The sequence below is a fragment of the Shewanella sp. MF08487 genome, from assembly GCF_050848685.1.
GTDB classification, from domain to species: domain Bacteria; phylum Pseudomonadota; class Gammaproteobacteria; order Enterobacterales; family Shewanellaceae; genus Shewanella; species Shewanella glacialipiscicola.
In genome coordinates, this window is sequence record NZ_JBOZPB010000009.1 from 78,948 (window position 1) to 103,450 (window position 24,503).

At 42.6% G+C, this 24,503-nt stretch carries 16 protein-coding genes and 2 pseudogenes; 13 read left to right on the forward strand and 5 right to left on the reverse strand.

Annotated features, from left to right (window positions below):
- Positions 1-336 precede the first annotated feature (336 nt).
- Both ACRN9H_RS08665 and ACRN9H_RS08670 read left to right on the forward strand, forming a co-directional pair.
- The gene (locus ACRN9H_RS08665) at positions 337-2,325 is read left to right on the forward strand and encodes a RecQ family ATP-dependent DNA helicase (protein ID WP_432313320.1); all 1,989 of its coding nucleotides are present in this window, start codon (positions 337-339) and stop codon (positions 2,323-2,325) included.
- A complete protein-coding gene (locus tag ACRN9H_RS08670; RefSeq protein WP_076502141.1) occupies positions 2,318-2,593 on the forward strand; it encodes a hypothetical protein in 276 nt (91 codons plus the stop codon). The genes ACRN9H_RS08665 and ACRN9H_RS08670 overlap by 8 nt, the downstream gene beginning before the upstream one ends.
- A 64-nt stretch (positions 2,594-2,657) precedes the next feature.
- On the opposite strand, the gene eco is transcribed toward ACRN9H_RS08670, so the two are convergent.
- Entirely contained in the window at positions 2,658-3,209 is a 552-nt protein-coding gene (gene eco / locus ACRN9H_RS08675) for a serine protease inhibitor ecotin (RefSeq protein WP_432313321.1), read from the reverse strand.
- A 539-nt stretch (positions 3,210-3,748) separates the two neighbouring features.
- Between eco and ACRN9H_RS08680 the strand changes: the two genes are divergently transcribed.
- Positions 3,749-4,891: a cation diffusion facilitator family transporter gene (locus tag ACRN9H_RS08680; protein ID WP_432313322.1), complete on the forward strand. Its 1,143-nt coding sequence runs from the start codon at positions 3,749-3,751 to the stop codon at positions 4,889-4,891.
- The gene (locus ACRN9H_RS08685; RefSeq protein WP_432313323.1) at positions 4,891-5,385 is read left to right on the forward strand and encodes a MarR family winged helix-turn-helix transcriptional regulator; all 495 of its coding nucleotides are present in this window, start codon (positions 4,891-4,893) and stop codon (positions 5,383-5,385) included. Before ACRN9H_RS08680 ends, ACRN9H_RS08685 begins: the two co-directional genes overlap by 1 nt.
- A 52-nt stretch (positions 5,386-5,437) precedes the next feature.
- On the opposite strand, the pseudogene ACRN9H_RS08690 reads toward ACRN9H_RS08685, so the two are convergent.
- Positions 5,438-5,615, reverse strand: a pseudogene (locus ACRN9H_RS08690) (IS4 family transposase); the annotation flags it as partial.
- A 173-nt stretch (positions 5,616-5,788) separates the two neighbouring features.
- On the opposite strand from ACRN9H_RS08690, the pseudogene ACRN9H_RS08695 reads away from it, so the two are divergent.
- The 3 genes and pseudogenes from ACRN9H_RS08695 to ACRN9H_RS08705 form a co-directional block, all read left to right on the forward strand.
- Positions 5,789-6,176, forward strand: a pseudogene (locus ACRN9H_RS08695) (prolyl oligopeptidase family serine peptidase); the annotation flags it as partial.
- 248 nt (positions 6,177-6,424) lie between these two features.
- Complete coding sequence (locus ACRN9H_RS08700; RefSeq protein WP_432313324.1) at positions 6,425-8,050, forward strand: phosphoethanolamine transferase; 1,626 nt, start codon at positions 6,425-6,427, stop codon at positions 8,048-8,050.
- A 192-nt stretch (positions 8,051-8,242) separates the two neighbouring features.
- On the forward strand, positions 8,243-9,271 hold the full coding sequence (locus ACRN9H_RS08705) for a GGDEF domain-containing protein (RefSeq protein WP_432313325.1): 1,029 nt from the start codon (positions 8,243-8,245) through the stop codon (positions 9,269-9,271).
- A 163-nt stretch (positions 9,272-9,434) separates the two neighbouring features.
- Here ACRN9H_RS08705 and ACRN9H_RS08710 read toward each other — a convergent pair whose 3' ends face one another.
- Together ACRN9H_RS08710 and ACRN9H_RS08715 are read right to left on the reverse strand one after the other, a co-directional pair.
- Entirely contained in the window at positions 9,435-12,140 is a 2,706-nt protein-coding gene (locus tag ACRN9H_RS08710; protein ID WP_432313326.1) for an acetate--CoA ligase family protein, read from the reverse strand.
- A 352-nt stretch (positions 12,141-12,492) separates the two neighbouring features.
- Positions 12,493-14,103, reverse strand: coding sequence for an ABC-F family ATPase (locus ACRN9H_RS08715; RefSeq protein ID WP_076502157.1), 1,611 nt, complete (start codon positions 14,101-14,103; stop codon positions 12,493-12,495).
- Between the two features lie 540 nt (positions 14,104-14,643).
- Between ACRN9H_RS08715 and ACRN9H_RS08720 the strand changes: the two genes are divergently transcribed.
- Both ACRN9H_RS08720 and ACRN9H_RS08725 read left to right on the forward strand, forming a co-directional pair.
- Positions 14,644-15,225 carry a VF530 family DNA-binding protein gene (locus ACRN9H_RS08720; RefSeq protein ID WP_432313327.1) on the forward strand — a complete coding sequence of 194 codons (582 nt, stop codon included), beginning with the start codon at positions 14,644-14,646 and terminating at the stop codon, positions 15,223-15,225.
- Between the two features lie 373 nt (positions 15,226-15,598).
- Positions 15,599-16,384, forward strand: a complete 786-nt coding sequence (locus ACRN9H_RS08725; protein ID WP_432313328.1) for a CLCA_X family protein — start codon at positions 15,599-15,601, stop codon at positions 16,382-16,384.
- A gap of 341 nt (positions 16,385-16,725) precedes the next feature.
- Here the strand turns inward: ACRN9H_RS08725 and ACRN9H_RS08730 are convergent, their stop codons facing one another.
- Positions 16,726-18,807 carry a TonB-dependent siderophore receptor gene (locus ACRN9H_RS08730; RefSeq protein ID WP_432313370.1) on the reverse strand — a complete coding sequence of 694 codons (2,082 nt, stop codon included), beginning with the start codon at positions 18,805-18,807 and terminating at the stop codon, positions 16,726-16,728.
- 127 nt (positions 18,808-18,934) lie between these two features.
- Here ACRN9H_RS08730 and ACRN9H_RS08735 point away from each other — a divergent pair, with 127 nt between their 5' ends.
- From ACRN9H_RS08735 to ACRN9H_RS08750, 4 genes are all read left to right on the forward strand, one after another.
- Positions 18,935-20,104, forward strand: coding sequence for a PepSY-associated TM helix domain-containing protein (locus ACRN9H_RS08735; RefSeq protein WP_432313329.1), 1,170 nt, complete (start codon positions 18,935-18,937; stop codon positions 20,102-20,104).
- Positions 20,104-20,574, forward strand: coding sequence for a hypothetical protein (locus ACRN9H_RS08740; protein ID WP_432313330.1), 471 nt, complete (start codon positions 20,104-20,106; stop codon positions 20,572-20,574). The genes ACRN9H_RS08735 and ACRN9H_RS08740 overlap by 1 nt, the downstream gene beginning before the upstream one ends.
- A 286-nt stretch (positions 20,575-20,860) precedes the next feature.
- Entirely contained in the window at positions 20,861-23,017 is a 2,157-nt protein-coding gene (locus ACRN9H_RS08745; RefSeq protein ID WP_432313331.1) for a TonB-dependent siderophore receptor, read from the forward strand.
- 500 nt (positions 23,018-23,517) lie between these two features.
- On the forward strand, positions 23,518-24,492 hold the full coding sequence (locus tag ACRN9H_RS08750) for a nucleoside hydrolase (protein WP_432313332.1): 975 nt from the start codon (positions 23,518-23,520) through the stop codon (positions 24,490-24,492).
- Positions 24,493-24,503: the final 11 nt, after the last annotated feature.

The window sequence follows — 24,503 nt, forward strand, 5'->3', positions numbered from 1 at the left end:
AAGCACTGGTTATAGCAATAAGCTCACCATTATTTATAAATAATGGTAGGTTTCGCTAATCTCTTCATTAAGCAAACTTATTTAGTTATTAGCATTTTATTATTGACTAAAAGGTCACGTTAATTCTTCTTTTATCAATCAGTTAATGACTATCAATTCATGATGTCCTCCTGCTTTTTTATCAGCTCACTTGCGGTTTTAAATGCGCTTGTGAGTAATTAACTCCATAAAGTATCTTAAAATTTGCTAAACTAGGCGATTAATTAAATGCTAAATCTTTTTCTTGCACTAGGTCTTAACATTTAGGCGGGTAAGAATGAGTGTAAAGGACGCTTGATGCTTAATCCTATTCTAGAGACCAACCCATATGAAAGTTTATTGCAACAAGGGTTTGGTTTCTCTGAATTTCGTCCTGGGCAAGTGCAAACTATAGCGCAACTATTGAGTGGACAGTCGAGTTTAGCTATCTTCCCAACGGGCTCGGGTAAATCCCTTTGCTATCAATTTACGGCATTGCAGTTACCTCATTTGACACTAGTGATTTCACCATTACTGGCTTTGATGAAAGATCAGCTGGAATTTTTGCAATCTAAAGGCATTAATGCTGCAAGCATTGACTCCACATTGAGTGCCGAACAAAGTCAAAAAGTGATGGTAGATGCACGTTCTGGTACACTTAAGATTTTAATGGTGTCGGTAGAACGTTTTAAAAATGAGCGTTTTAGACAATTTATTCAATCGGTTACTTTGTCTATGTTAGTAGTTGATGAGGCACATTGTATTTCAGAATGGGGGCACAACTTTCGTCCTGATTATCTTAAATTGCCTGATTATCGCCGTGATTTACAAATCCCATTAGTATTGTTGTTAACCGCTACGGCGACACGCAAAGTTAAGCTGGATATGGCAAAACGGTTTGATATCGCGCCTGAGCACATAGTGCAAACGGGTTTTTATCGACCTAACTTAGATTTGACAGTACTGCCTATCTCCACACAAGAAAAAGATGACTTGCTTGTTAAGCAAATCGCCTCATTTTCTGGCGCCGGTATTGTGTATGTGACGTTACAGCAAACTGCTGAAACGGTAGCGCGCTTATTAAGCCAACATGGGATTATTGCCAGCGCATACCACGCTGGATTTGAAGATGAAAAGCGTCAACAAATCCAAAATGACTTTATGCAAGATAAGTTACAAGTCGTTGTGGCTACTATCGCCTTTGGCATGGGGATCGATAAGAGTAATATTCGTTTTGTGATCCATTATGATTTACCTAAATCGATAGAGAATTACAGCCAAGAAATAGGTCGAGCAGGGCGTGATGGTGCGCTATCTCACTGCGTGACTTTAGCGAATCTTGATGGATTAAATACCGTTGAAAATTTTGTCTATGGTGACACTCCTGAGCAGGATGGTATCGCACAAGTAGTTGACACTATTAGACTTGAGCAGCATTTAGGTCAATGGGAATGCCAGTTAAATGGACTCTCCACCGTGAGTAATATTCGCCAGTTGCCCTTGAAAACCTTGCTCGTTCAACTAGAAATATTGGGGATAGTAAAGCCGTTGTTTGCTTACTACGCTGATGTAAACTATAAATTTCTAGTAGATAAGCAAGCCATTTTGGATCGATTTAATCCAGAGCGGCAGGCATTTTTGACGCAGATTTTTAATCATACGCAGATGAAAAAAATATGGGGCGCATTGGATTTTGATGCCCTATACAGTGCCACGGGCCATGAGCGCAGTCGCGTGTTACTAGCACTGGAATATTTAGCTGAACATCAGTTAATTGAGTTAGAAACTAAACGTATAACAGATGTGTATCAGGTAGATGTGAACGCATTGGCGCAAGCGGATTTGATTGATGTGCTTTATCATTATTTTAACGATAAAGAACAGAAAGAAATTGCACGAATAGCACAATTAGTGCGCTTTTTTGAGCTTGAAACATGTTTAAGCCATAATTTATCGCGTTATTTTGATGACAATCAGGCACCCACTTTGTGTGGTCATTGTAGTGTTTGCCGTGGAAATATTGCTCAGTTACGCTATTCAACAGAGCCCGTTTGGCCTACTGAACAGCAAATATTGCTTGATTTGATTGAGTTAAAAACGCATTTAACCGCCAAAGGTATTAATGCTATATCCCCTGATACTTACTGTCGTTGTCTTGCAGGTATGGCAGTTCCCTTGGTCAGTCGCTTTCAAGTGCGCAAGTTAAGTGGCTTCGGTCGCTGTGAAAAATTGAGATATGCTGAAATTAAACAGAAAGTTGCGTCGCAGTTGTCGCAACTAGATGAGAAAAGAGTTGAACATGAATAAGGCCGTAAAAAAGATGTTAGCTACCCATGAGCATTTGGTTCACTCTGAAGGTGTGACTGTGGTTTCTCACATGCAAAGAGAAAAAGCTGACTGGGTACAACATACCGTGATGATTGAAGATTGTGATGTGCCGTTTAAATTTCGCCGCGTCAAAAAGTATAAAAATTTGCAAGGGCAAAAAATCAACGTTATCTATTATCCAGAAACAGAGACTGTTGCTGGCTTTGAAATAGAGATTATGCAAGTTGTTAGAATTAAAAGATTTTGATTAATGTGCTTCGAGCCTTTGCTCGTGATGATAAGCAAAGACTCGAAGCGCATTGGAACTATTTTTACTTAGAATATTGATATGTTGAGTCTACTTTCCAGGTTCTAACGCGTATTTCTGTTCCCTCAGGAAGATAAAAAACGTTAGGTAAGCGGCTGTCATAGCGCAGTATAAGTTCGTCTGGGATTTTGATAAAAGCACTTTGTTTTGCTGTATCAGAACAAGCCATCATAGTGCTTGGACCTGCCGATATTTCATCTACTTGATAATAGTTATAGCCCCAGCCTTCGACTGTGCGCTCTTTTAACTCGCCATTTAATCCATGTTTATTGCAATCAACCATTTTCGTCTGACCAATTTGAATTTCGATCATATAGTCATCTTCATTTTCTAGCTTAGGCAATGTCAAAATATGTTGCACCATCCCTGCCGAAGGCGCGGGAAACATCTTAGTCACTTCCTGTGGGCTGTAATCTGTTTGACCAAAACGTTGAATGCTGATCATGGGGGTATCGAGTCCTATTAACTGGGGTGAGCTTATTGCTATGGCGTTAAATGAGCTAATGGAAAGTGCTAAGGACAGGGCTACAGCACTTAATAACGTATTCAATTTCATCTTATTTCTCCTAATCGAACTCGCTTTTATCGGCAGCGTTGCCGATGTGTTGTCCCTACAAACGCAGAATATTCAACAAAGGGTTAAATAATATTATAAAAAAACTATGAACCGTATTTGTTATTGCCTCAGCAAAAAGTGATTCATGTTATTGCCATCAATTTATGGGCTGAAGATGAGATTTCAAGTTAAGCCATTACTCATCATTAAAGTATGAATTTGTCATCTTAACCTTTGTCATTTTAACCATAGTCTCATTAAAATTTATGGTTTTTATACCCTCGATTCTGACATGCAAATACATAATTTAATTGATTTTATTTTTCAATACTTTGCTTGTGCTAAAGGTCAGTTGTTAAGGTTTATCATCAATCGGCGGATAAGATAGTATCACTGCCGTTATGAATGATAATGTTTGAGGTCAAAATAGCTTGATAGTCATTATTTTTGACTTTGATGTATTTCGTTATTCATGTATTTTGGTTTTCAAACTATAATCCCAGTATTAATCATTGATAGTGCTGGAAAAGGATTACACGATGGAATCAACCACAAGCGAACAACATTTACATCATGCCGAAACGAGCCATGGGAAAGGGCACTCGCTCACGCCGTGGCAGCATTCCCATCAGTTTTCTAGCCTAAATAGAGAAGGTGAAAAAAATACGCGTTATGTACTGTATTTGACTATTGTGACTATGGTGGCTGAAATTGCCGCCGGAACCATTTACGGTTCTATGGCGCTGCTGGCCGACGGTTGGCATATGGGCACCCATGCCGCGGCCTTTATGATCACTTTATTCGCTTATTCCTATGCCCGTAAACACGCTAACGATCCTGCTTTTGCTTTTGGTACGGGCAAGGTAAGTGTACTTGGCGGTTACACCAGTGCGATTGCTTTAGGTTTAGTCGCATTGGTGATGGTGATTGAATCGGCAATGCGGTTGATTAGTCCTGAGCAAATTCATTTCAACGAAGCTATTTTTGTGGCGGTGATAGGTTTAAGCGTTAATGTGCTGAGTGTGTTTTTACTTAAAGATCATCATACCCACGACCATGGGCATCACAACGGGCACGGACATAGTCACGATAATGACCATCAAGATGATCATGAAGACGAACATGCTTATACAGCGCATTCACATGATACGAATTCGCACCATGACTCACATGAACAGGACCACCAACATGCTGCTGAGCATGAGCATAAGAGCCAGAAGGTCCAAGGTGGCCATGATCACAATCTTCGCGCCGCCTATTTTCACGTGCTAGCCGATGCGTTAACGTCAGTGCTCGCCATCGCTGCCTTGTTGTTTGGTAAATACATGGGACTGACTTGGCTCGACCCAGTTATGGGGATTGTGGGGGCGGTGATTATCAGCCGTTGGTCATGGGGGCTTATTCAGCAAACGAGTCCTATCTTGCTCGATGGTGGTGTTAAAGCGTCATTGCAGCGTAAAGTGGCAGAAACCATCGAGGCTGTACCCGATCATCAAATCGCCGATTTACATCTTTGGCGAGTGAGCGCCGATCACCATGCTATTATGGTATCTATCGTGTCCCATTCACCAAAAGATGCCAGCTATTTTAATCAGTTACTGTCACAATTTCCTGAGTTGTCCCATATCACTATTGAACTCCATACTTGTCGTCAGCGCGAGTGTATGGCTAAGGAAGCCTAATGACTGTTGCACATCATCATTTATCAAACTTGCATGAAAGTGACTCTGATTCGACTGCTGCTGATTCAACAGCCTCACATTCAACAGATCATGCATTAAATCATGTGATTATTGAGTTTTACGAAAAACTGTCATCTTGGGAGCACTCCATAGTACGTGATAAAGGCTTTAGTCTATCGCAAGTGCATACTATTGAGTTGCTTGGCGTGCACGGTGCCATGCGGATGAAAGAACTGGCGGATAAAATTGGTGTCACGACCGGCACGTTGACAGTGCAAATTGATAAAATGGTAGAGGCACAGTGGGTCGTACGTCGTCCCCATGAAACCGATCGCCGTTCTATTTTGGTGGAATTAACTGACAAGGGACAAACTTTGTTCCTTGAGCATGATGCACTACATCTACAGCTCACCACAGATCTCACCGCAAAAATGAGCCGTGAGGAACGAGTCGTGTTGGTTAATTTACTGTCACGCATGAATAACGAGTTTTAATGTAGCCTATTTTTTTTACTAAAAAGCGTCCCTCGTGGGTAATGCCGTTCACTTAAGAGTGAACGGCATTTTTATTTGGTCTAATTGGATACTTGTTTTGCTCATTTTAATCGCTCTTGGATAAGCCAGTTACTGTTACCATCCAACTTAAATTGTCTTGTATTGCGTTCTATATCCAATACATCTCTCGTGACATTCCCCGGCTTTTGTGATAGTAGTTGTGTCAGCTTAAGGCGCTTTTTTATAGTAATAAATCTTTAAAAACGCGATTCATTCTAGATTAATCATCTTCTATTATTATCCCTTGCACTCTGTTGCATTATTACTGAGTTAATCGTTGAGCTAGCGATTAATTAAGCTAATCAGCATGAGTGGTCAGCTTCACGCAGAAGAAGATAAATATATTTGTGATATGTTTAGATTAAATAAGTTGCTAGCGGGTGCTAGCTGGATGGGCGAATATGGTAACCCAGATATTCCAGAGGAATGGGCGTACATTAAAAGCTACTCGCCTTATCATCATCTGCATAAAGACGTGCATTATCCAAAAGTCTTTTCACCACCTCTACCCGTGACGACCGGGTTCACTCAGGTCACGCTCGTAAGATGGTAGTTAAGATGAAAGACATGGGGATTGATGTGTTGTACTACGAAATGAAGGTGGCCACGCTGGCGCTGCAGATAATAATCAAGCTGCGGAACTTAATTCAATGGCGTTTGCCTACTTAATTACAGCAGTTACGATAATTGCCACCGAATTTACATACTTTAACAAATTAGCCACAAATTAGTGGCGAACCGAGCAAGTCCCTAATAGGTTGGGGAACAAAAAAACGGTCGAACTTCTTGGGGTTCGGCCGTTTTCTATTTTGCTCTTGCTGCAGGTTGTTGCATTTATGTTTTCATTATGTTGTTTTTTTACTGAGCGATTTGAGCCATATGCAAGAGTTTGTTATCATAGGTTAAATTTAAGTCGTAAGACTATCTTAAGATAAATAAGTTAGCTTCGATAAATTATCAATTTGAGAGAGTTATAGCAGTGTTAGCAAGATTTAAAACTCTATCAGTGAATCAATTCACTTTTATCATCGCGTTATATTTCGTCTGTATTTTCAATATTCCATTATTTGGCATCATTAAAAAAGGCTTGGAAAAACAAACTGATGTAGATCCCATCTTTATCGCGACTATGCCGCTATTTTTAACGTTTGCACTCAGTTTTGTATTTTCATTATTTACGACAAAATATCTGCTGAAGCCATTTTTCATCATACTCACGTTATTGTCATCGAGCGTTTTTTTTGCCGCGTATGAATACAACGTCGTGTTTGATTACGGCATGATTGAAAACACCTTTCAAACTAATCCTGCCGAAGCGTTAATGTATGTGAATTTCGCTTCAATCATGAACATGTTACTAACAGGGATTCTACCTGCGTACCTTATCTATAAAGTGGATATTCAATATAAGCCTTTCTTAAAGGAGCTGCTACATAAGGTGCTGTTTATGCTAACCATGTTGGCAGGTCTTGGTGTAATTGCTTTCTTCTATTTTCAAGATTATGCCTCCTTTGGCCGTAATCATGACGAGTTGAAACGCTATGTCGTACCGACCTATTTTATTGGCGCCGCATCTAAATATATTAATGTGCGTTATTTACAAACACCGATGCAGTATGAACAACTGGGGCTGGATGCTAAAAATGTCAGCGCTAACCCCAACGGTAAACCTAACTTATTAGTTTTGGTGGTGGGTGAAACCGCGCGCTCGATGAACCATCAATATTATGGCTATGACAAACCAACTAACGCCCATACCCAAGATCAAGGGCTTACCGTATTTAAAGATACCAGCTCATGTGGCACGGCGACTGCGGTGTCTCTGCCTTGTATGTTTTCACGCATGGGGCGAGAGGATTACGATGCTCGCCGCGCCTATGCCCAAGATACTGCGGTGGATGTACTTGATCATGCTGCCATTAAAGTACAATGGTTTGATAATGACTCTGGCTGTAAAGGTGTGTGTGACCAAGTCGAAAATATCACCATTAATTTAAAAAGCGATCCTAAATTATGTTCTGGAGACTATTGTTTTGATCAAGTGTTACTCAATAAGTTAGATGAAGCGTTAGCCAACGCAGAGCGCAAAGATACTGTGATTGTCTTGCATATCATCGGCAGTCACGGGCCAACTTATTTTTTACGCTATCCGCCAGAGCACCGTAAATTTACGCCCGATTGTCAACGCAGTGATATTCAAAACTGTAGTGCCACTGAGCTAATGAACACTTACGACAACACCATTTTATATACTGATTACATCATCAGTGAGGTGGTTAAAAAATTACAACATCAGCAAGATAAATTTGACTCTGCCATGTTGTATCTGAGCGATCACGGTGAGTCTTTAGGTGAAAAGGGTATGTATTTGCATGGTGCGCCTTACCGTATTGCCCCCGTTGAACAGACGAGTATTCCTATGCTTGCTTGGATATCAAAGGATTTTAGCCAGGATAATCATTTAGATATGGCTTGTTTAGCGCAGCATGCAGCCAAAGGCGGGTTTTCCCATGACAATTTATTTGACAGTCTATTAGGCCTAATGAATGTTAAAACAGCAGTGTATAAGCCAGAGTTAGATATCTTTGCCCGTTGCCGTGGCTAAAGCATCAATGGTTTATTGCTGGGCTTATGTTATAGCGTTTGGTTAATCGCAATTATTACTGTGAAAGAGGGTGGTAATATCCTCTTTTCTTTTACTTCTCATGATAATAATTCATTTCCCCCATATCCAAATTGAAGCAGTTGAGTTAACTTAAGGCATACAAAAATATAACATTTATATGGTTTACGATTTATGCCTCCTACTGCAGAAAATAAAGAACTTGATTCTGCCGCGCACATTTTGCGTTTGGCGGTACCGCGAATGTCAGCCCTTGAAATTCCGGTCACGCCTGAAAACTACACCGTTTGGTATGAGTATTTTTCTGGAACAAATCTTGATTTAAACCGTGCGATTGATGGTTTTTTGGCTAATTCTGTTTCTTTTACCAAGGAGGTAAATACCAGCCTGTATAAGAACTTTATTCAAGAGCAATCACCCGAAGTCATTGAAAATGTGCAGATCGAAACGCAAATTCTGATCAACAGTCTGATGACTAAAATCAGTCAACTCAATCAAGGCACCACTGCGTTCTCTGGCTCATTAGCCGAGTTTGGTTTGCTTCTTCAAACTAAGCCCGATATTCATACCTTAAATGAGCTGGTTGATGGTGTTGTCGATGAGATGCAAATGCTGCTTATCAACACTCGTGATATGGAGCAAAGCTTACGCACTATGGGTCAAGAAGTGCAAAGTCTTAAATCGGAAATGGAAAACCTGAGTCTAGCGGCGATGACAGACCAATTAACGTCGCTGCACAATCGCCGCGCTTATGAGTTGAGTATTCAGGACCAAATTCACCATGCTGAAGATCACCATACCCGCTGTAGCCTGTTGTTGATTGATATTGATAATTTTAAAGCGTTTAACGATACCTATGGTCATTTAACCGGCGATAAAGTGTTGGCCTATGTTGCATTAGCCTTAAAACAATGTGTGCGTGGTGATGACTTTGTGGCACGTTATGGCGGCGAAGAATTTGTGGTGGTGTTACCCAATACGCATTTTCATGATGCACTACAAGTGGCTGAAAACCTGCGAGAACGTATTTCTGAGCGCCACTTAACTATAGGCAAGGACAAAAAACTGTCCCTCGGCGCGATTACCGTGTCTATTGGATTGGCCTCATTACAGCAGGATGACGATGCTGAAACCTTATTCAGCCGTGCTGATACAGCGCTTTATCAAGCTAAAGCAGAAGGCCGTAACTGCGTTAGAGGTTGAACTGCTGTCAATGTAAGTGACTGTGCTGTATGCATTTATATGTAAAGACAAAAAATCCCAATCATATTTCACCAAGAAATAACCTTAAATAACACAACGCCGCAATAATTTGCGGCGTTGTGGTCTGTAGTTTACAAAACAATAAGTGCGTTACGAATAGCTGCTATTTATCACTGGGCGGCGTTAAATCCATGTGCATTTTGATTAAATGCTCCTCCATATCGAAGGTGACTTTAAAGCCTAAACTTTTAGCTAAACTTGCCATATTACGATTTTCAAACATGGTAAACCCTGCAAGCACAGGAGTGTTATTGGCTTGATAATACTTAATCAGCTTTTCCAGTAATAACTTACCTAAACCTATACCTTGGTGATCGCCGCGCACTGCCATGGCAAATTCGGCCTCTGTATTATCAGGATCAATTGAAGCGCGCACTGCGCCAAGCGTAATATCATCGCCATCAGGCCCTTTGGCTGTAGCGATAAAAGCCATTTCGCGGGCATAGTCGATTTGGGTTAACACCGCCATTTCTTCATGGGTCATTTTTGAGCGCACGCCAAAATAACGCTTGTATCTGTCTTCATCGGATAGCGAGTTATCAAAGGCTAAATGCTTTGGTTCATCCTCCGGTAAAATCGGTCGCAGCATGACCTTAAGCCCATTTTTAAGCACCGCAAATTCTTCTAACTCTTTCGGATACGGCATGATGGCCATACGAGTAGAATTGTCAGCATTCGCCTCATGCAAACGGATATTCACATCAAGCAGGGTGATGTTTTCACCTGCGGCTAACACAGGATTTAAATCTAACGAGGAGATTTCAGGACAATCGATGATGATGTGCGATATTTGCGTGAGCATTACGCACAGGGCATTCATATCGAGTCCCAACGGTAAATGTCGGTCTTTTAATTTATGGGTCTTTAATGCTTGGATCACCATATACCGTGCCAGTGCCATATTCAGTGGCGGCAGTGCCACGGCGGCATCATTAGTCGGATCCCATTCTGAACCGCCTTCACCTAAACAAATCGCAGGGCCAAACACGGGATCGCTTATCACTGCAACGCGAATTTCTTGCGCGCCTGCGGTTAAGGCCATTTTCTGCACTATCATGCCTTCAATAATCGCTTCAGGATTGGCTTGATGCACCCTTTGAGTAATCGCATTTGCGGCGTGACGGATATCTTCGGCCGAGGTTAAATTGAGCATCACCCCATGGACATCGGATTTATGCAAAATATTGGGGGATTGCACTTTTAAGGCTAAGGGATAGCCCGCTTCGTTCGCAATGGCTACGGCTTCATCGGCATCTTTGACAAACCAAGTGTCGATAGTATTAAGCCCATAGGCACGCAAAATAGGGCTGGCCTCGTGAGTTTCTAATACGGATTTACCTTTAGCTTGAGCCGCTTGCAGTAATTTGCGTGCCGTTTGGCTATCGGTAGGGATATTATCGGGAATCGATTGCGGTACTTCTTGCAGCAGCTTTTGGTTGCGGCGGTATTCCACCATGTGCATAAAAGCACCCACTGCCCCTTCGGGCGTACGATAGGTTGCAATGCCACCTTTGGTAAAGCGTTTACGAGCTTGATAAGCTGAATCTTCACCGCTCCAGTTAGTGAGAATATTTAAACGATTCTTTTTAGGATGCGCATGAATGGTTTTAATTAATGCATCGGCTATTTCAACACTTTCACCCAATGCTGATGGAGAGTGCATCACTAAAATGGCATCTAATTCATTGCTATCCATCAAAATATTTAACGCTTTAGCATAACGTTCTGCGTTAGCATCGCCAATAATATCCAGTGGGTTTTGTTTTGACCATATATTGGGTAACACGCCATCAAGTAGTGCAATCGTGCCATCGGTAAGCTCGGCAAGTTTACCGCCGCGCATAATGAGCTCATCGACCGCAAGCACCGCTGGGCCGCCACCATTACTGATGATACCTAAACGCTCACCTTGCAGCGGATTAGAATGCGCGAGGCTTTCTACCGCAGCAAATAATTCAATTAAATCGTTAACCCGCAGCATACCAGCACGGCGAAACGCCGCTTCGTACACCGCATCGTTTCCGCCAACGCCGCCCGTGTGCAGTTTTGCTGCACGCGCCCCCTCAGGACTTCGACCTGATTTAATCACTAAGATAGGTTTATTGCGTGAAGCTGCGCGCGCTGCAGAGAGAAAATGGCGCTTTTCATTGACTGAATCGATATAAAGCATAATCGCACTGGTACGGCTGTCGCGGCCAAGGTAATCCAGTAACTCATCAAAACTAATATCGGTAGCATCACCAAGGGAAATAAAAGAAGAAAAACCAATGCCTTTATTATTTGCCCAATCAAGCACTGTGGTACAAATTGCCGCAGACTGTGACACAAAGGCGATTTTACCAGGAAGGGCACCAGCATGGGCTAAACTGGCGTTCAACCCCAGCGTTGGTAATAATATCCCTAAACTATTTGGCCCAAGAATACGCATGCCGTAACGTTTAGCATGTTGCATGGTCAGTTCAAGCAAACTCACGCCTTCTTCGTTAAATTCCTGCGCCATACCAGAGGCCATAATAATGGCGACTTTACAGCCAAACTGAGCAAGAGTTTCAACAATGGCGGGGACTCGACAAGCACGGGTACAAATAACCGCTAAATCGGGCTTAATCGGTAAAGCCTGAATATTGGGATAAGCGAGCACGCCCATCACCGCCCGATATTTAGGTGTGACTGGCATGATTGGCCCAGAAAAACCCGCGGATAGCAGATTTTTCATCAGCACGTTACCGGCACGCTTTTCAGTATTGGATGCGCCAATAATGGCCACCGAGGTGGGTTTAAATAAGGAGTGTAACGTACGTTGGCTCATAAGCGGTTCCATCCCAGTCAATGACATAGCCAGTGTAACCTAGGGGTTTAAGGACTGCACCGTTAAGTTTTTGTATTGGTGAGATATGTAAGCGAGTAGATCCTTAATTTGTTAAAAAGAGCGTTTTATCCTTCGCCGCTTAGAGACAGATATTAATGTTTGAAATGATACTAAGGTAAGCGTTTTAACCGGTCGAATTAATGCAATGTGGATGCGTTTATTACCTGTTAATACCATAGATAACTTTATAGGAGATTGTTTTACTCGTAATAAAAAAGTCGTCATTGGATACCAATGACGACTCTTAAATGCGATAACGCTGGGTTAATCGATACGAGTTAGCCGAGCAATATTACGCGCTTTTTCTCGCTTCCATTTCAGCTTGGCTTGAAAGATATTCTTCGAAAGTGCCTTGGAAGTTTGTTATCTTTTTATCTTTAATATCAATGATACGTGTTGCTAATGACGATACAAACTCTCGGTCATGGCTAACAAATATCAAAGTACCTTCAAAATCTTTCAAAGCATTATTTAATGCTTCAATCGCTTCCATATCCATGTGGTTAGTCGGTTCGTCCATGATCAACACGTTGATGTCTTGCATCATTAACTTGCCGAATAACAAGCGGTTTTTCTCACCACCAGAACAGTTACGGGCTTTTTTGTTGGCATCATCTTCGGTAAACAGCAAGCGACCTAACATGGCGCGCACCATTAAATCGTTATGCTTAGGTAAGCGCCATTGGCTCATCCAATCCATCAGTGTGTAGTCATTATCAAACTCGCTGCTGCTGTCTTGTGGACAGTAACCGATTGATGCGTTTTCTGACCACTTGACCACGCCTTTGTTGTGCTCTAAATCGTTGACTAAACAGCGTAAAAAGGTCGTTTTACCTACACCGTTTTCGCCGATAATAGCCAGTTTAGCGCCAGCTTCGAGGATTAAATCACCACCTTCGAATAACACTTCGCCATCAAATCCGTGGGCTAAATCTTCTAAAATCAATGCTTGGCGATGCATTTTTTTGCCCGCGTCAAAGCGAATAGAAGGGTGGATACGGCTAGATGATTTCACATCATCCAGTTTAATTTTGTCCATTTTCTTTGCGCGTGAGCTAGCTTGTTTAGCTTTAGAAGCGTTAGCACCAAAGCGGTTAACGAAGTCTTGTAATTCTTCGATTTCAGCACTTTTCTTAGCATTGCCTGATAATAATTGCTCACGGATCAAGGCTGATTGGGCAAGGAAGTATTCGTAGTTACCTGGGTAAATGCGCAGTTCACCGTAATCGATATCGGCCATGTGGGTGCAAACGGCATTCAAAAAATGCCTATCATGGGAAATGATAATCATGGTGCATTTACGTTTGTTCAACTCGGCTTCCAACCAGGTGATGGTATGGATATCCAAGTTGTTGGTCGGCTCGTCGAGTAGCAAAATATCTGGGTTAGCAAACAGTGCTTGTGCTAGCAAGACGCGTAATTTCCAACCCGGTGCGACTTGTTGCATTAAACCGTAGTGGAAGGATTCTTCAATCCCCGCTTCTAGCAGAATTTCACCGGCACGGCTTTCGGCGCTGTAACCATCCATTTCGGCAAATTCGCTTTCTAAGTCACCTACACGCATGCCATCGTCTTCAGTCATGTCAGGTTTAGCGTAAATAGCATCGCGTTCTTGTTTGACTTTCCACAGGGCAACGTCACCCATGATCACCGCATCAATGACACTATATTGCTCAAACGCAAATTGATCTTGGCTCAGAGTACCGACTTTTAAGCCGGGTGTGATGGACACATTACCTGAGGTTGGTGCTAAAGCACCGCTGAGGATCTTCATAAAGGTCGATTTGCCGCAGCCATTTGCGCCAATCAAACCATAACGGTGACCATTGCCAAATTTAGCTGAAATGTTTTCAAACAATGGCTCAGGGCCAAATTGCATCGTGATGTTCGCGGTAGAGATCAAAGGAGCTTTCCTAGGTATTTGCTAACGGGGAGGGTGACAAACAAGCCTCAAAATGAAACATGCGCTGTACCAACACCAGCCAAACATTTAAGTTTGCGCTAAAGTTGAGATAATAAGGTCGCGGAGTATACAGACTAAGGCTCAAAGATGCGAGCAAGTATGTGAGCCACGCTATAAATCGGTTGATTTAACTGCTATTAGGGAGGCGTTATAATGCACTTTGTCGCCGTGTTATCAGTAGGGGGCGATAATAGGGTAAATAAGTGTTAAGCCTTTGGCACGATAGCAGTTACGCCATCATATACACTGTTAACGGTAAATATTTTACGATAGTTGCTAGTCGTTTTATGTGGATTAAATACGGCTGTAGGCTCACTTAGCCCAATACTCACGTAAATAAAAGGAGGCGTTTAGCGTATTTACCGTTATTATTCCTCCAGTTTTGCCCTGTTCGTCTAAAGGGCATTCACCTAATAGACAACATACTTACAGTAAACTAATACAGTAAAATCAGCCAATTGGGCTGGATTTGGAATTCCCATGATTGAAGAGCAACAAAATAATCCATTACACGGCCTTAAACTCGAGACCATGATCACCGAGTTAGTCGACTTTTATGGCTGGAAAATTTTATATGCAGCATTGAAATTAGGCTGCTTTAATACCAATCCTACCGTTGAGGCATGTATTACTTTTCTCAAAAAAACGGAGTGGGCGCGGGAGAAAGTTGAAAACTTTTACCTATATCGCTTTAAGCGTATGCCTAAGGCTATTGGTGAGCAGTTTGAGCTCAAGCCACGTGAAAGAGGATTTGCTGCGGGTTTAGCGCCGCGTAAACCGATGGAATTGACGATAGAATCCATCGCCAAAATGCAGGCCCAAGCCAGTGCAGAATACGAAGCGGGTAACCGGCATCCAAATGCGGGTAAAAAACCCATGGGTGGACGTGGCGTAAACTCAGGCGCACATCAACGTAGCAAAAGCGCTTCAGGTTCTTCCTATGGCAGTTCAGATAACGGTTATACGCAGCGTCGAGACAGGTCAGAACCGAGAACAACGGAACGTTCTGGGCCGAGTCCATCAACGGATGATAGCGATCCGTGGGGCACCAAACGCGGCTAGTGCAGTGCGAGTGTCACGCTTGAGCAAAGCGTACCTCTAGCTACCAAGCTGCTGGGTGTGTTGGTTAGGAGCGGGTAGCTGACGGCATGGTTGTGTTAACAGTATCTAAATGTTAACTCCAGAACCCATTGTTAAGTTCACGTTAGCCGCAAGACAGGGCTAACGTGGTTTAAATTGAATATAAATTCATTCATTTGCATTTTGGTTAAAAAATTCTCGGGGCTATATTTTTAAAACTGCATATTTTAGAATAAGTATGCGTGCCTGCTATCTTTGTAACCTGTCTATTATGCCGTTGCTATTTTCTCTAAAATATCCCTGTAAACGCTATTATTAATCATCCATCGTGCGCGATAAAGCTCAAAGGTAAGCCGTGTTAATCAATCAGCAATATACTCGCCACGGGCCAGATTATCGATTTGGCGAACAGGTGACTTTTTTGGATATCAAACAGACCTTTGGTTTTAGCCATGTGCGCGTTGGCCGCTGGGTTACGCGGGAAGAATCACGTATTGCGGCGAATTTGGTGTTTGATTCGCTCGCCGATCTGGCTTTTATCTTAAAATTGCCCCCTTTGACTTTAGGACTGCGTCAAACAGTGAGTTTGGCCTTTGGCCATGGTGGACAAAAGGGCGTACAAGCCCATTATGCACCCTCCACTCGAGAATTAGCATTAGCTAAAAATGCGGGTGCAGGTGCATTAGCCCATGAGTTTTGGCATGCGTTTGACCATTACATTGCAGAAAAATCCTTCCAATCTTCAACTAAACGTTTTCAATGTGCGAGCGACCTTTGGTTAGCCGATTTACCCATTATCGAACATCCACTTAACGCACGGTTATCTGACATCTTTAAGATGACATTTTTAACTGGCAATAACGATGAACCCCACGATTATGTGCGCCGAGCGATAGCGTTAGACAAAAAATACCAAATGCAGTATTTCTCGCGTCCGACAGAGATGATGGCGCGGGCATTTGAAGCGTGTATTGAGTCTTATACTGAAATTTCAAACCCCTATTTGGTATCGGGTACGTGTTTTTCTGCATTAGCAAAGGAAGGCGGTTATCCGGATGAAAGCCACCGACAACGCATTTTTCAAGTATTGATTAATTACTTTGAACCGTTAGGTATCGCATTAGGTAAAACGTCGCAGTAATAATCTGATTCAATAGCGGTCAATTTTACTGGTTTGAAAGTGCTTTAAAATCTGTCTTTGGGCGGGTTAAATCTACATATCGTTATAGCGACTATTATTACGTAAATGTGTGCATTGCCAATATGATTAATGTTACGCAGGGTTTGCTGTTAGTGTGAGCATAGGTTTTATAATGGCAAGGGACGAGATAGTGTCTATATAGGACTGAAGGTCAAACTCAAAAAGTTGATTATTTGGATCTTTGTCGGATGATGTTCCATATATGCTAGCTATGCATCACGCATGCCGCGCACAGTAAAGTTATGCGCGGCACTTTACGATAGTGACAATCAGTAATCTGGTTAAAAGTTGTAGCTCAGGCTGAGCTCGACATTACTCGGTTCGCCAAAGAAACCTTGATCGTAAAAATCGATACTTGAATAATACTTTTCATCAAACAAGTTACGAATATTCAGCCGCACAATTGCCGCGTCAGTGAATTGATAACTGGCCATGAGGTTGGCAATAAAATAACTGTTTTGCTGTGAACGCTCACCGTTAGGACCTGTATTCTCTACATAAATCTGGCTCTGCCAGCTTATGTTGCCGCCGAGAGTGAAATCTTCCAATGCGCCATTAAAATGATAGAGCGAAGATAAACGCACTAAGTTTTCAGGTAAATGGGTACTAAAAGCCGTGCCATCGGCTTTCTCAGACTCACTATAGGTGTAACTAAAATACAGATCCCAATCCTCCGAGGGTCTTCCGGTGAGTTCCATTTCAAAACCACGGTTACTGGTGCCATCCACTGCACGCATTGGGAAACTGCCATCGGGTAATGGGTCTTTATTGTTAGGATCTCTTTCTGCCACATTTTCTTTTTGCACTTTAAACACTGCAATGCTGGCGGTGAGTTTTTCGTCGAAGAAGTCGGCCTTACTACCCAGCTCAATATTATTACCTGTTGTCGGATCTAAGCGTTTGTTATTAAAATCTTTTGCGTCTTGCGGCTGAAAAATCTCGGTGTAACTGGTATAAATCGACACGCTGTCAGTAATGTCGTACACCAGCCCTGCATAGGGAGTGATAACGTCATTGTGCTCATAGCCTGGATCGATTTTGTACTGGCTGATTCGGCTGCCGAGTAGCAGCATCACTTGGTCATGCAGATTCAGTTGGGTGGCAATATAGGCGCCTTTTTGGATTTCTTCCGTTTTTTCTGTTGAGGGTGTGGATGGATAATTAGGTTCTGTTATCAAGCCATCCCACTCAAAGAAATTACCCACGTTTAACGTATCTGTTGTGTAATAAGAATCAGCAGTCACATCTTGTTTTGAATATAACAAACCCGTTGTGAGTTGATGTTCTCGACCAAATAATTCAAATGGACCCGAAGCAAAAAATCGCGCCGCATCTTGTTTACGGGAGGATTGATAAATCATCGGTGATGCCCCCATGCCCAAGCCCGTGGTTTTATCGGGGGAGCCATACAAAAATAACAAATGGCCATCCATTTTATCTTCACGATGCTCAATGTCGAATTTGAGTTCCCAGTCATTCTCAAAGCGATGATCTACAGTAGAAAAAACGTTAGTGCCATGACGCTTCCAACTCGACCAAGTTGCGGCAGTGGTCGTCGAGCGGGGTAGATCATTAGCTAGACTGCCATCGGCATAAAATAGTGGTAACGCCCCCCAAGTTGAACCTTTAGGATCGCGATCACTGTGATCTGCTCCTACAGTCAATAATGTGTTGTCACCTAATCTGGCGGTAACAACACCATAAACTTGTAGGTTTTCATCTTCTGCTAGATCGGTAAAACTGTTCGATTTTTTATAGGCTGCGGCAAATCGCGCTTGAACATCACTGTCTGCAGTGATGTCAACTGAGCTATCACCCTCAACACGGTAACTGTCCCATGACCCCGCCTTTGCACTGAGGTAACCACCAGGGGATGACTTTGGACGTTTACGGATAAGATTAATGGCGGCTGAGGGTTCCCCGGCCCCTGTTAATAATCCCGTTGCTCCCCGAACCACTTCAACACGGTCGAATATGACGGTATCAGTTGATGCATCATTGAAAAAACTGGAGTAATTAACCGGTACACCGTCAAATTGAAAATTCGTAATCGGATTACCACGTGCGCTAAAGAAGTAACGATTAGTTTCTATTTTCTGTGCTGAAATGCCCGGCGTTAAAAACATTAAGTCCGCAACATTATTCAGCGAAAAACTTTGAATAAACTCTTGATCTATAATGGTGACCGACTGCGGTGTTTCCCTGAGCGTCAAAGGTAAGCCCGTTGCTGTTGCCGCTTTATCTAAACGACTTCCTTTAATACTGATAACTTCTATATTGGTGTCTGGTTGAGTTTGTGCGGCGTACAAATTTGGCGTAAGCAACATGCTCGAAATGAGCGTAGCTAGTAAGGTTTTATGCATCATAATTCCCATCATCGTTTTCTGTGTTTGGCATTCTAATTGAAAATAATAACCAGTCCACCGTATTGATAACAATTCGTATTACCTTTACAATGCCAAGATTAAAGAAGTATTAGGAAAGTCATCAATGGCAAAGGTCAGTAACCGGTTCTGGTTTATGTTGCATGGTTGGGTATCACTCCCAATATGGTTATTATTTTGTTTTATCTGTTTGACGGGCACGATTGCAGTATTGAGCCATGAGATAACCTGGCTAACTAACCCTGCGTCTAGGGCGTTAAACCCCGATAATTTAGCTGCGAAACCCGTTAGTGAGTTAATGACCATTGTTGAGCAGGCGCATCCAACGGCGGCGGTTACCGGTGCGATGACTTTTGAACCTTATCTGGTGAATGCAATCATGTTGACTGACGTGGATAAACCCTACGCCATTGCTTACGTCAACCAATATACTGGCGAGATCCAACAGATTAATGAGGGCATGACGTTTATTGGCTTTATGCGCTCCTTACACTCTTGGTTATTATTCCCTTGGCATGGCAGTTATAGCGTTGGTTATTACCTCGTTTGTTCGATGGCACTATTTATGTTGGCGTCGCTTGTCACTGGGTTGATTGTTTACAAGCGTTTTTGGCGGAATTTTTTTGCGCCTAAATTACGTGTCAATCAAGGTAAAAAAACACTGTTAGCCGATTTACATAAACTATCCGGTGTTTGGTCAATATGGTTTATTGCCATTATGTCGCTGACAGGATTATGGTATTTAGTGCAAGCAATTTTTTGGCATGCAGATATTGATATCGAGCCCCATGCACCATTAATTGCCGTTGAGCAATTACCCTTTAGCCCGAAAGGTGACAATAGCTCACCCATAACCAGCGTTTCATTTGCACAGGCGTTAACATTAGCGCAAACACGCTTCCCTGATTTTCAGCCCAGTTATGTGATGAAACCTGAACATCATCGCGACATGTACCATTTGAGCGGTGGCGGCGATTATATATTTTACGACAAAAACGTTTATAACCTCAGTATTAATCCTTGGACGGGGGAGGTGGAAAGTGCCTCATCACCTGAAACAATGACAGCAATGCAAACCATCATGCACCTTGCTGATCCACTGCATTACGGCACATTAGGCGGGATTTGGACAAAAATGATTTGGTTCATTTTTGGACTGATATTATCGGGTATGTCGATCACTGGGTTTATGATGTGGGGATTACGTCATGTGCGTGCATTTAAGAGCCAAAAGTCAGATGACTTGGCCGCAGAAATATTAGAAGAGGTTCGATAATGACAATGAATGACTCGCTTTTTTGGCAAAAAAATAAATATAAGCTCAATGGGCTCATTCTATTATTGCCGTTGTTGTTTCTTTATCAATCCTTAACGCCCACGTTTCCCCCCGCATGGCTATCGCAGCAAGTCGGTGAGTTTAAAATTGCTCCAATGCCATTAGATCTCAACACACCCTATACACATCATGATGATTATGTGAAAGATTTCATGTTGATATTTGAGCAAGGGGACATAGGTAATATACGTCAAGGTTATGTCAATATTGGCCCCGAAGCATTACCACTGGATATTTTACAACGCAGTGAGAATGGTATTTTACATGGGAATAAACATGGCCAGCATGTGCATGCTATTGCCGCAAAAAGTTTAACCGCCACAGATAAGCTGTGGGTCTCAATAGAGAATTGGCAAGGTGAATGGCAGGTCGCAAAGTGGCCTTTGCCTAACGAGCTACTCGCGCCATAACACTCAGTCAACTTTAACCGAGGCAGAGGATAGGCCTAACAGCGCTCTAAAGAAATATAGCAAGGGGCGCTATTGGGATGAACAATCCCTGCCGCGCTCGTCAGAAATCCCGCTAAAAAGATAGTTTCGTATTACCAAAAACATTTTATCTCGCAAAGCGTACCGTTAAGTATCAATTATTTTAATCATAATAAGTAATTTGTTACCCAAATCACCAAAATACAAATGAAACTGATTCGTAATAGTGTTACCGTATGCATACTTTACATAAACTACCGAAAAGACTATGCGATTTAATTTACTTCCTCTTGCAGCCGCGATTACTTTGGCATTAAACCCTTTAGTGGTTTTAGCCGAGGAACAATCAACGACTGATACCAATACTCAAAACATCGAAAAAATCTCCGTAAAAGGTAAGTACACCGTCAGTAAGACCATAGATACGGCGACGGGCCTTGGATTATCACTGATGGAAACCCCACAGTCAGTATCGATTTTAACGGCTGAGCGCATTCAGGATCAGGCACTCAATACCGTAGTTGATGTCGTTAATAACGCAATAGGATTATCTTCATCTAAAACGGACAACGTCCGTAATGGCTTTAGTGCTCGCGGGTTTTCAGTGCAAAACTATCAGATTGATGGCGTACCATTATCTTGGAGCCTAGGCGGCGATGCGGGCGAGACAGTATCTGATGTGTCACTGTATGAGCGCGTTGAAGTGGTGCGTGGTGCGACAGGTTTACTCACGGGTGCGGGCGATCCGTCAGCTTCAATCAATTTGGTGCGTAAACATGCCGATAGCACTGAACTTCAGGGCTATGTTGATGTTGCCACTGGCAGTTGGGATAAAAAGCAGATCACTGCTGATGTCTCTAATGGGCTGAATGACAGTGGCAGTGTGCGTGGTCGCATGGTGGCTAAATATGTTAATAGCGACTCATATCAAGATCTCTATCAAGATCGTAAGACCATTCTTTACGGTGTAATCGATACCGATATTACAGATAACACTATGTTACGCGTGGGTGGCAGTTACAACAACAATAATCCTAAAGGCGCCATGTGGGGCGCATTACCTGCGGTATTTAGTGACGGTACGGCTACAGATTGGGATGTATCGACGACTACAGCAGCAGACTGGAGCCGCTGGGAAACGACCAACATCAACTATTTTGCTAACTTGAATCATTACTTCAGCAATGGTTGGCAATTGGTGGCCAACTATAATCGCATGGAGTATGAAACAACTAACAAGATGATCTATATGTCTGGTTTGCTTGATAAAGAAACTGGTACCGGATTAAGTGGCCAGCGTTACCATAGCCATGGTGAGAGCAATTCTGATAATGTCGATTTTCAGCTCAAAGGGGATTATGAACTGTTTAATCTTCAGCATGAAGTGGTCGTTGGTGCCCTATACAGCAAACAAAAATCCTATGCAGATACCTTTGATCCTATTCGCGAAGATATGTCCGGTTGGGACAGTAAGCCGGTAGATAATTTCTTTGACTGGGAAAACACGGCATTTACAGAGCCACAGTGGTCAACTGATGCTAATCGTCAGATGGACATGGAAACTGAGCAAAAAGGTTTTTATGCGGCAACGCGATTGACGATAACTGATGACTTAAAGTTAATTGCTGGTGGCCGTATTTCAAGCTGGAACCGTGAAGGTGTTAGCTATGGCACAGTAACTGACTTTGGTGATGACGGCGTATTTGTACCCTATATTGGTGCCTTGTATGACCTTACCGACCAACATCGTATTTATGCCAGTTATACCGAAATTTTCAACCCACAAAACTATAAAGACATTAACGGTGATTTTCTCGATGCACTCGAAGGTCAAGCCTATGAGATTGGTCTGAAAAGCACCTATTTGGATGATCGTCTGCACACCACTGTGGCGCTGTTTCAGATTGAACAGGATAATCTTGCTACCGCAGCAGGCACGATTGTCATTGATGGTATGCCGACGACTTACTATAAGCCTGCTCAAGGAACTGAGAGTAAAGGCTTTGAGTTAGAAGCTGTGGGTGAACCTGTCGATGGTTGGAACATCACCGCAGGATATTCGCAATTTAAAGCAGAAGATGCTGACGGTGAACGCGTTGCGACAACGAGCCCCAGTAAGCAGTTTAAATTATTTACCACCTATCAGTTTGTTGATCTATTACCTGAGTTAACCGTCGGTGGTGGCGTTAACTGGCAGAGTGATAGTTATTCTGAAAGTGCTGTGACAATCAAACAAGATGCTTACTCGTTAGTCAACTTGATGGCGCGTTACGACTTGGCCGACAATATGGATCTACAACTTAACGTAGAGAATCTGTTAGATGAAAAATATTATGCTTATATGTCAGCTTCTTCTGCAGCATATAGTGTCTACCACTATGGTACACCGCGTAATATGACCGTAAGCTTTAATTATCGTTTCTAAGTTGTTTGCTAGCATAACGTCGTGGCAGTTTTACTTGCTACGACGTTATGTTACACATTTAAAAGATGCCCCGCTGAATTAATTATGTAATTACATTTTCTTAATTAGCCTACGACTCATCGCGCTGACACAATAGCCCCACATTAGCGCTTTACATCCGTCTTTACCGATCATCTCTGGCCGTTATATTGATAACCACGGTTACCGCTCCAATATTGCTGTATTAGTAGGCCTGCTTATACATGTATTATCAGGAAGTGCCAGTATTCCTCAGAAAATTGTGAACCAAAATGTTCATTTGCTTGGATAAGTTTGGTGACCTATCACACTTAAACTTGGATTATCTTTGTATAGTGACAAGTGCTAATAAACCTCTGCTTGTTGATATCCGTTTCGGGTATCTTGTTGATGCACCTAAAAGAACCTGTAAAATAATGACAGGACATTCAGTAAAACCCTATAGTGTTTCGATTCACCTAATTGATAGGACAGTGATCCCCATGACAACTAAAATTATATTAGACACAGATCCCGGTATTGATGATGTATTTGCGATTCTATTTGCAGAAGCGCATCCAGATATTGAACTTAAGGCGATTACCACGGTTTATGGTAACGTGACCATCAAAGATGCGACACATAATGCCCTTTACCTTAAACAGAAATACCAACTGAATGCCGATATCGTCACTGGCGCGAGTAAGCCTCTTATTCGTCCTCCTGTTGGCCCAACGGTGGTTGTTCACGGTGAAGGTGGCTTTGGTGATGTAAAAGTGCCTGCTGAGGTAGAAGGTCAAGCCGATCCTCGTCCTGCATATCAATACATTATCGATGCAGTGAAAGCTGAGCCAGGTGAAATAACCTTGGTCGCCATCGGCCCGTTAACCAACCTTGCCCTAGCACTTCAAGCCGATCCGACGATTGTGGATTTGGTGAAAGAAGTCGTCATTATGGGCGGCGCTTTTGGTGAGAATGATCACCGCGGCAATGTCACGCCGTTTGCTGAGGCAAATATTCATGACGATCCCCATGCTGCAGATATAGTCCTGACGGCCTCGTGGCCTGTGGTCGTTATTGGTTTAGATGTTACAGAGCAAAGTTTCTTTACACGTGAATATCTTGATCAACTGCGTGATGATGCGGGTGAAGTAGGGCAGTTTATTTGGGATGTTAGCCGTTATTATTTAAAGTTTTATAGTGAAAAAGTGGGCCTAGAAGGTTGTCATGTACATGATCCATCGGCGATTGCCTATGTGATTAATCCCGCGCTATTTACGCTTAGAGAAGGCCCAATACGGGTTGTTACCGACGGTGTTGCAGAAGGCATGACCATTCAAAAATTTGATGGCCGCGTTTATTTACATGATGAATGGATGAATAAAGCCTCGCAAAAGGTCGGTGTTGCGGTAAAAGATGCTGAGCTATTAGCACTCTACCGTAACAGCATTATCGATTATGCAGCCCGTTTGAAATAAGCGCTTAGAGC

Excerpts from the sequence above, each read along its gene's own strand:
- ACRN9H_RS08670 (WP_076502141.1), top strand. The coding sequence starts at position 2,318 with ATGAATAAGGCCGTAAAAAAGATGTTAGCTACCCATGAGCATTTGGTT.
- ACRN9H_RS08710 (WP_432313326.1), bottom strand. The coding sequence starts at position 12,140 with ATGAGCCAACGTACGTTACACTCCTTATTTAAACCCACCTCGGTGGCC.
- ACRN9H_RS08730 (WP_432313370.1), bottom strand. The coding sequence starts at position 18,807 with ATGCATAAAACCTTACTAGCTACGCTCATTTCGAGCATGTTGCTTACG.
- eco (WP_432313321.1), bottom strand. The coding sequence starts at position 3,209 with ATGAAATTGAATACGTTATTAAGTGCTGTAGCCCTGTCCTTAGCACTT.
- ACRN9H_RS08680 (WP_432313322.1), top strand. The coding sequence starts at position 3,749 with ATGGAATCAACCACAAGCGAACAACATTTACATCATGCCGAAACGAGC.
- ACRN9H_RS08685 (WP_432313323.1), top strand. The coding sequence starts at position 4,891 with ATGACTGTTGCACATCATCATTTATCAAACTTGCATGAAAGTGACTCT.
- ACRN9H_RS08745 (WP_432313331.1), top strand. The coding sequence starts at position 20,861 with ATGCGATTTAATTTACTTCCTCTTGCAGCCGCGATTACTTTGGCATTA.
- ACRN9H_RS08705 (WP_432313325.1), top strand. The coding sequence starts at position 8,243 with ATGCCTCCTACTGCAGAAAATAAAGAACTTGATTCTGCCGCGCACATT.
- ACRN9H_RS08750 (WP_432313332.1), top strand. The coding sequence starts at position 23,518 with ATGACAACTAAAATTATATTAGACACAGATCCCGGTATTGATGATGTA.
- ACRN9H_RS08665 (WP_432313320.1), top strand. The coding sequence starts at position 337 with ATGCTTAATCCTATTCTAGAGACCAACCCATATGAAAGTTTATTGCAA.
- ACRN9H_RS08740 (WP_432313330.1), top strand. The coding sequence starts at position 20,104 with ATGACAATGAATGACTCGCTTTTTTGGCAAAAAAATAAATATAAGCTC.
- ACRN9H_RS08720 (WP_432313327.1), top strand. The coding sequence starts at position 14,644 with ATGATTGAAGAGCAACAAAATAATCCATTACACGGCCTTAAACTCGAG.
- ACRN9H_RS08735 (WP_432313329.1), top strand. The coding sequence starts at position 18,935 with ATGGCAAAGGTCAGTAACCGGTTCTGGTTTATGTTGCATGGTTGGGTA.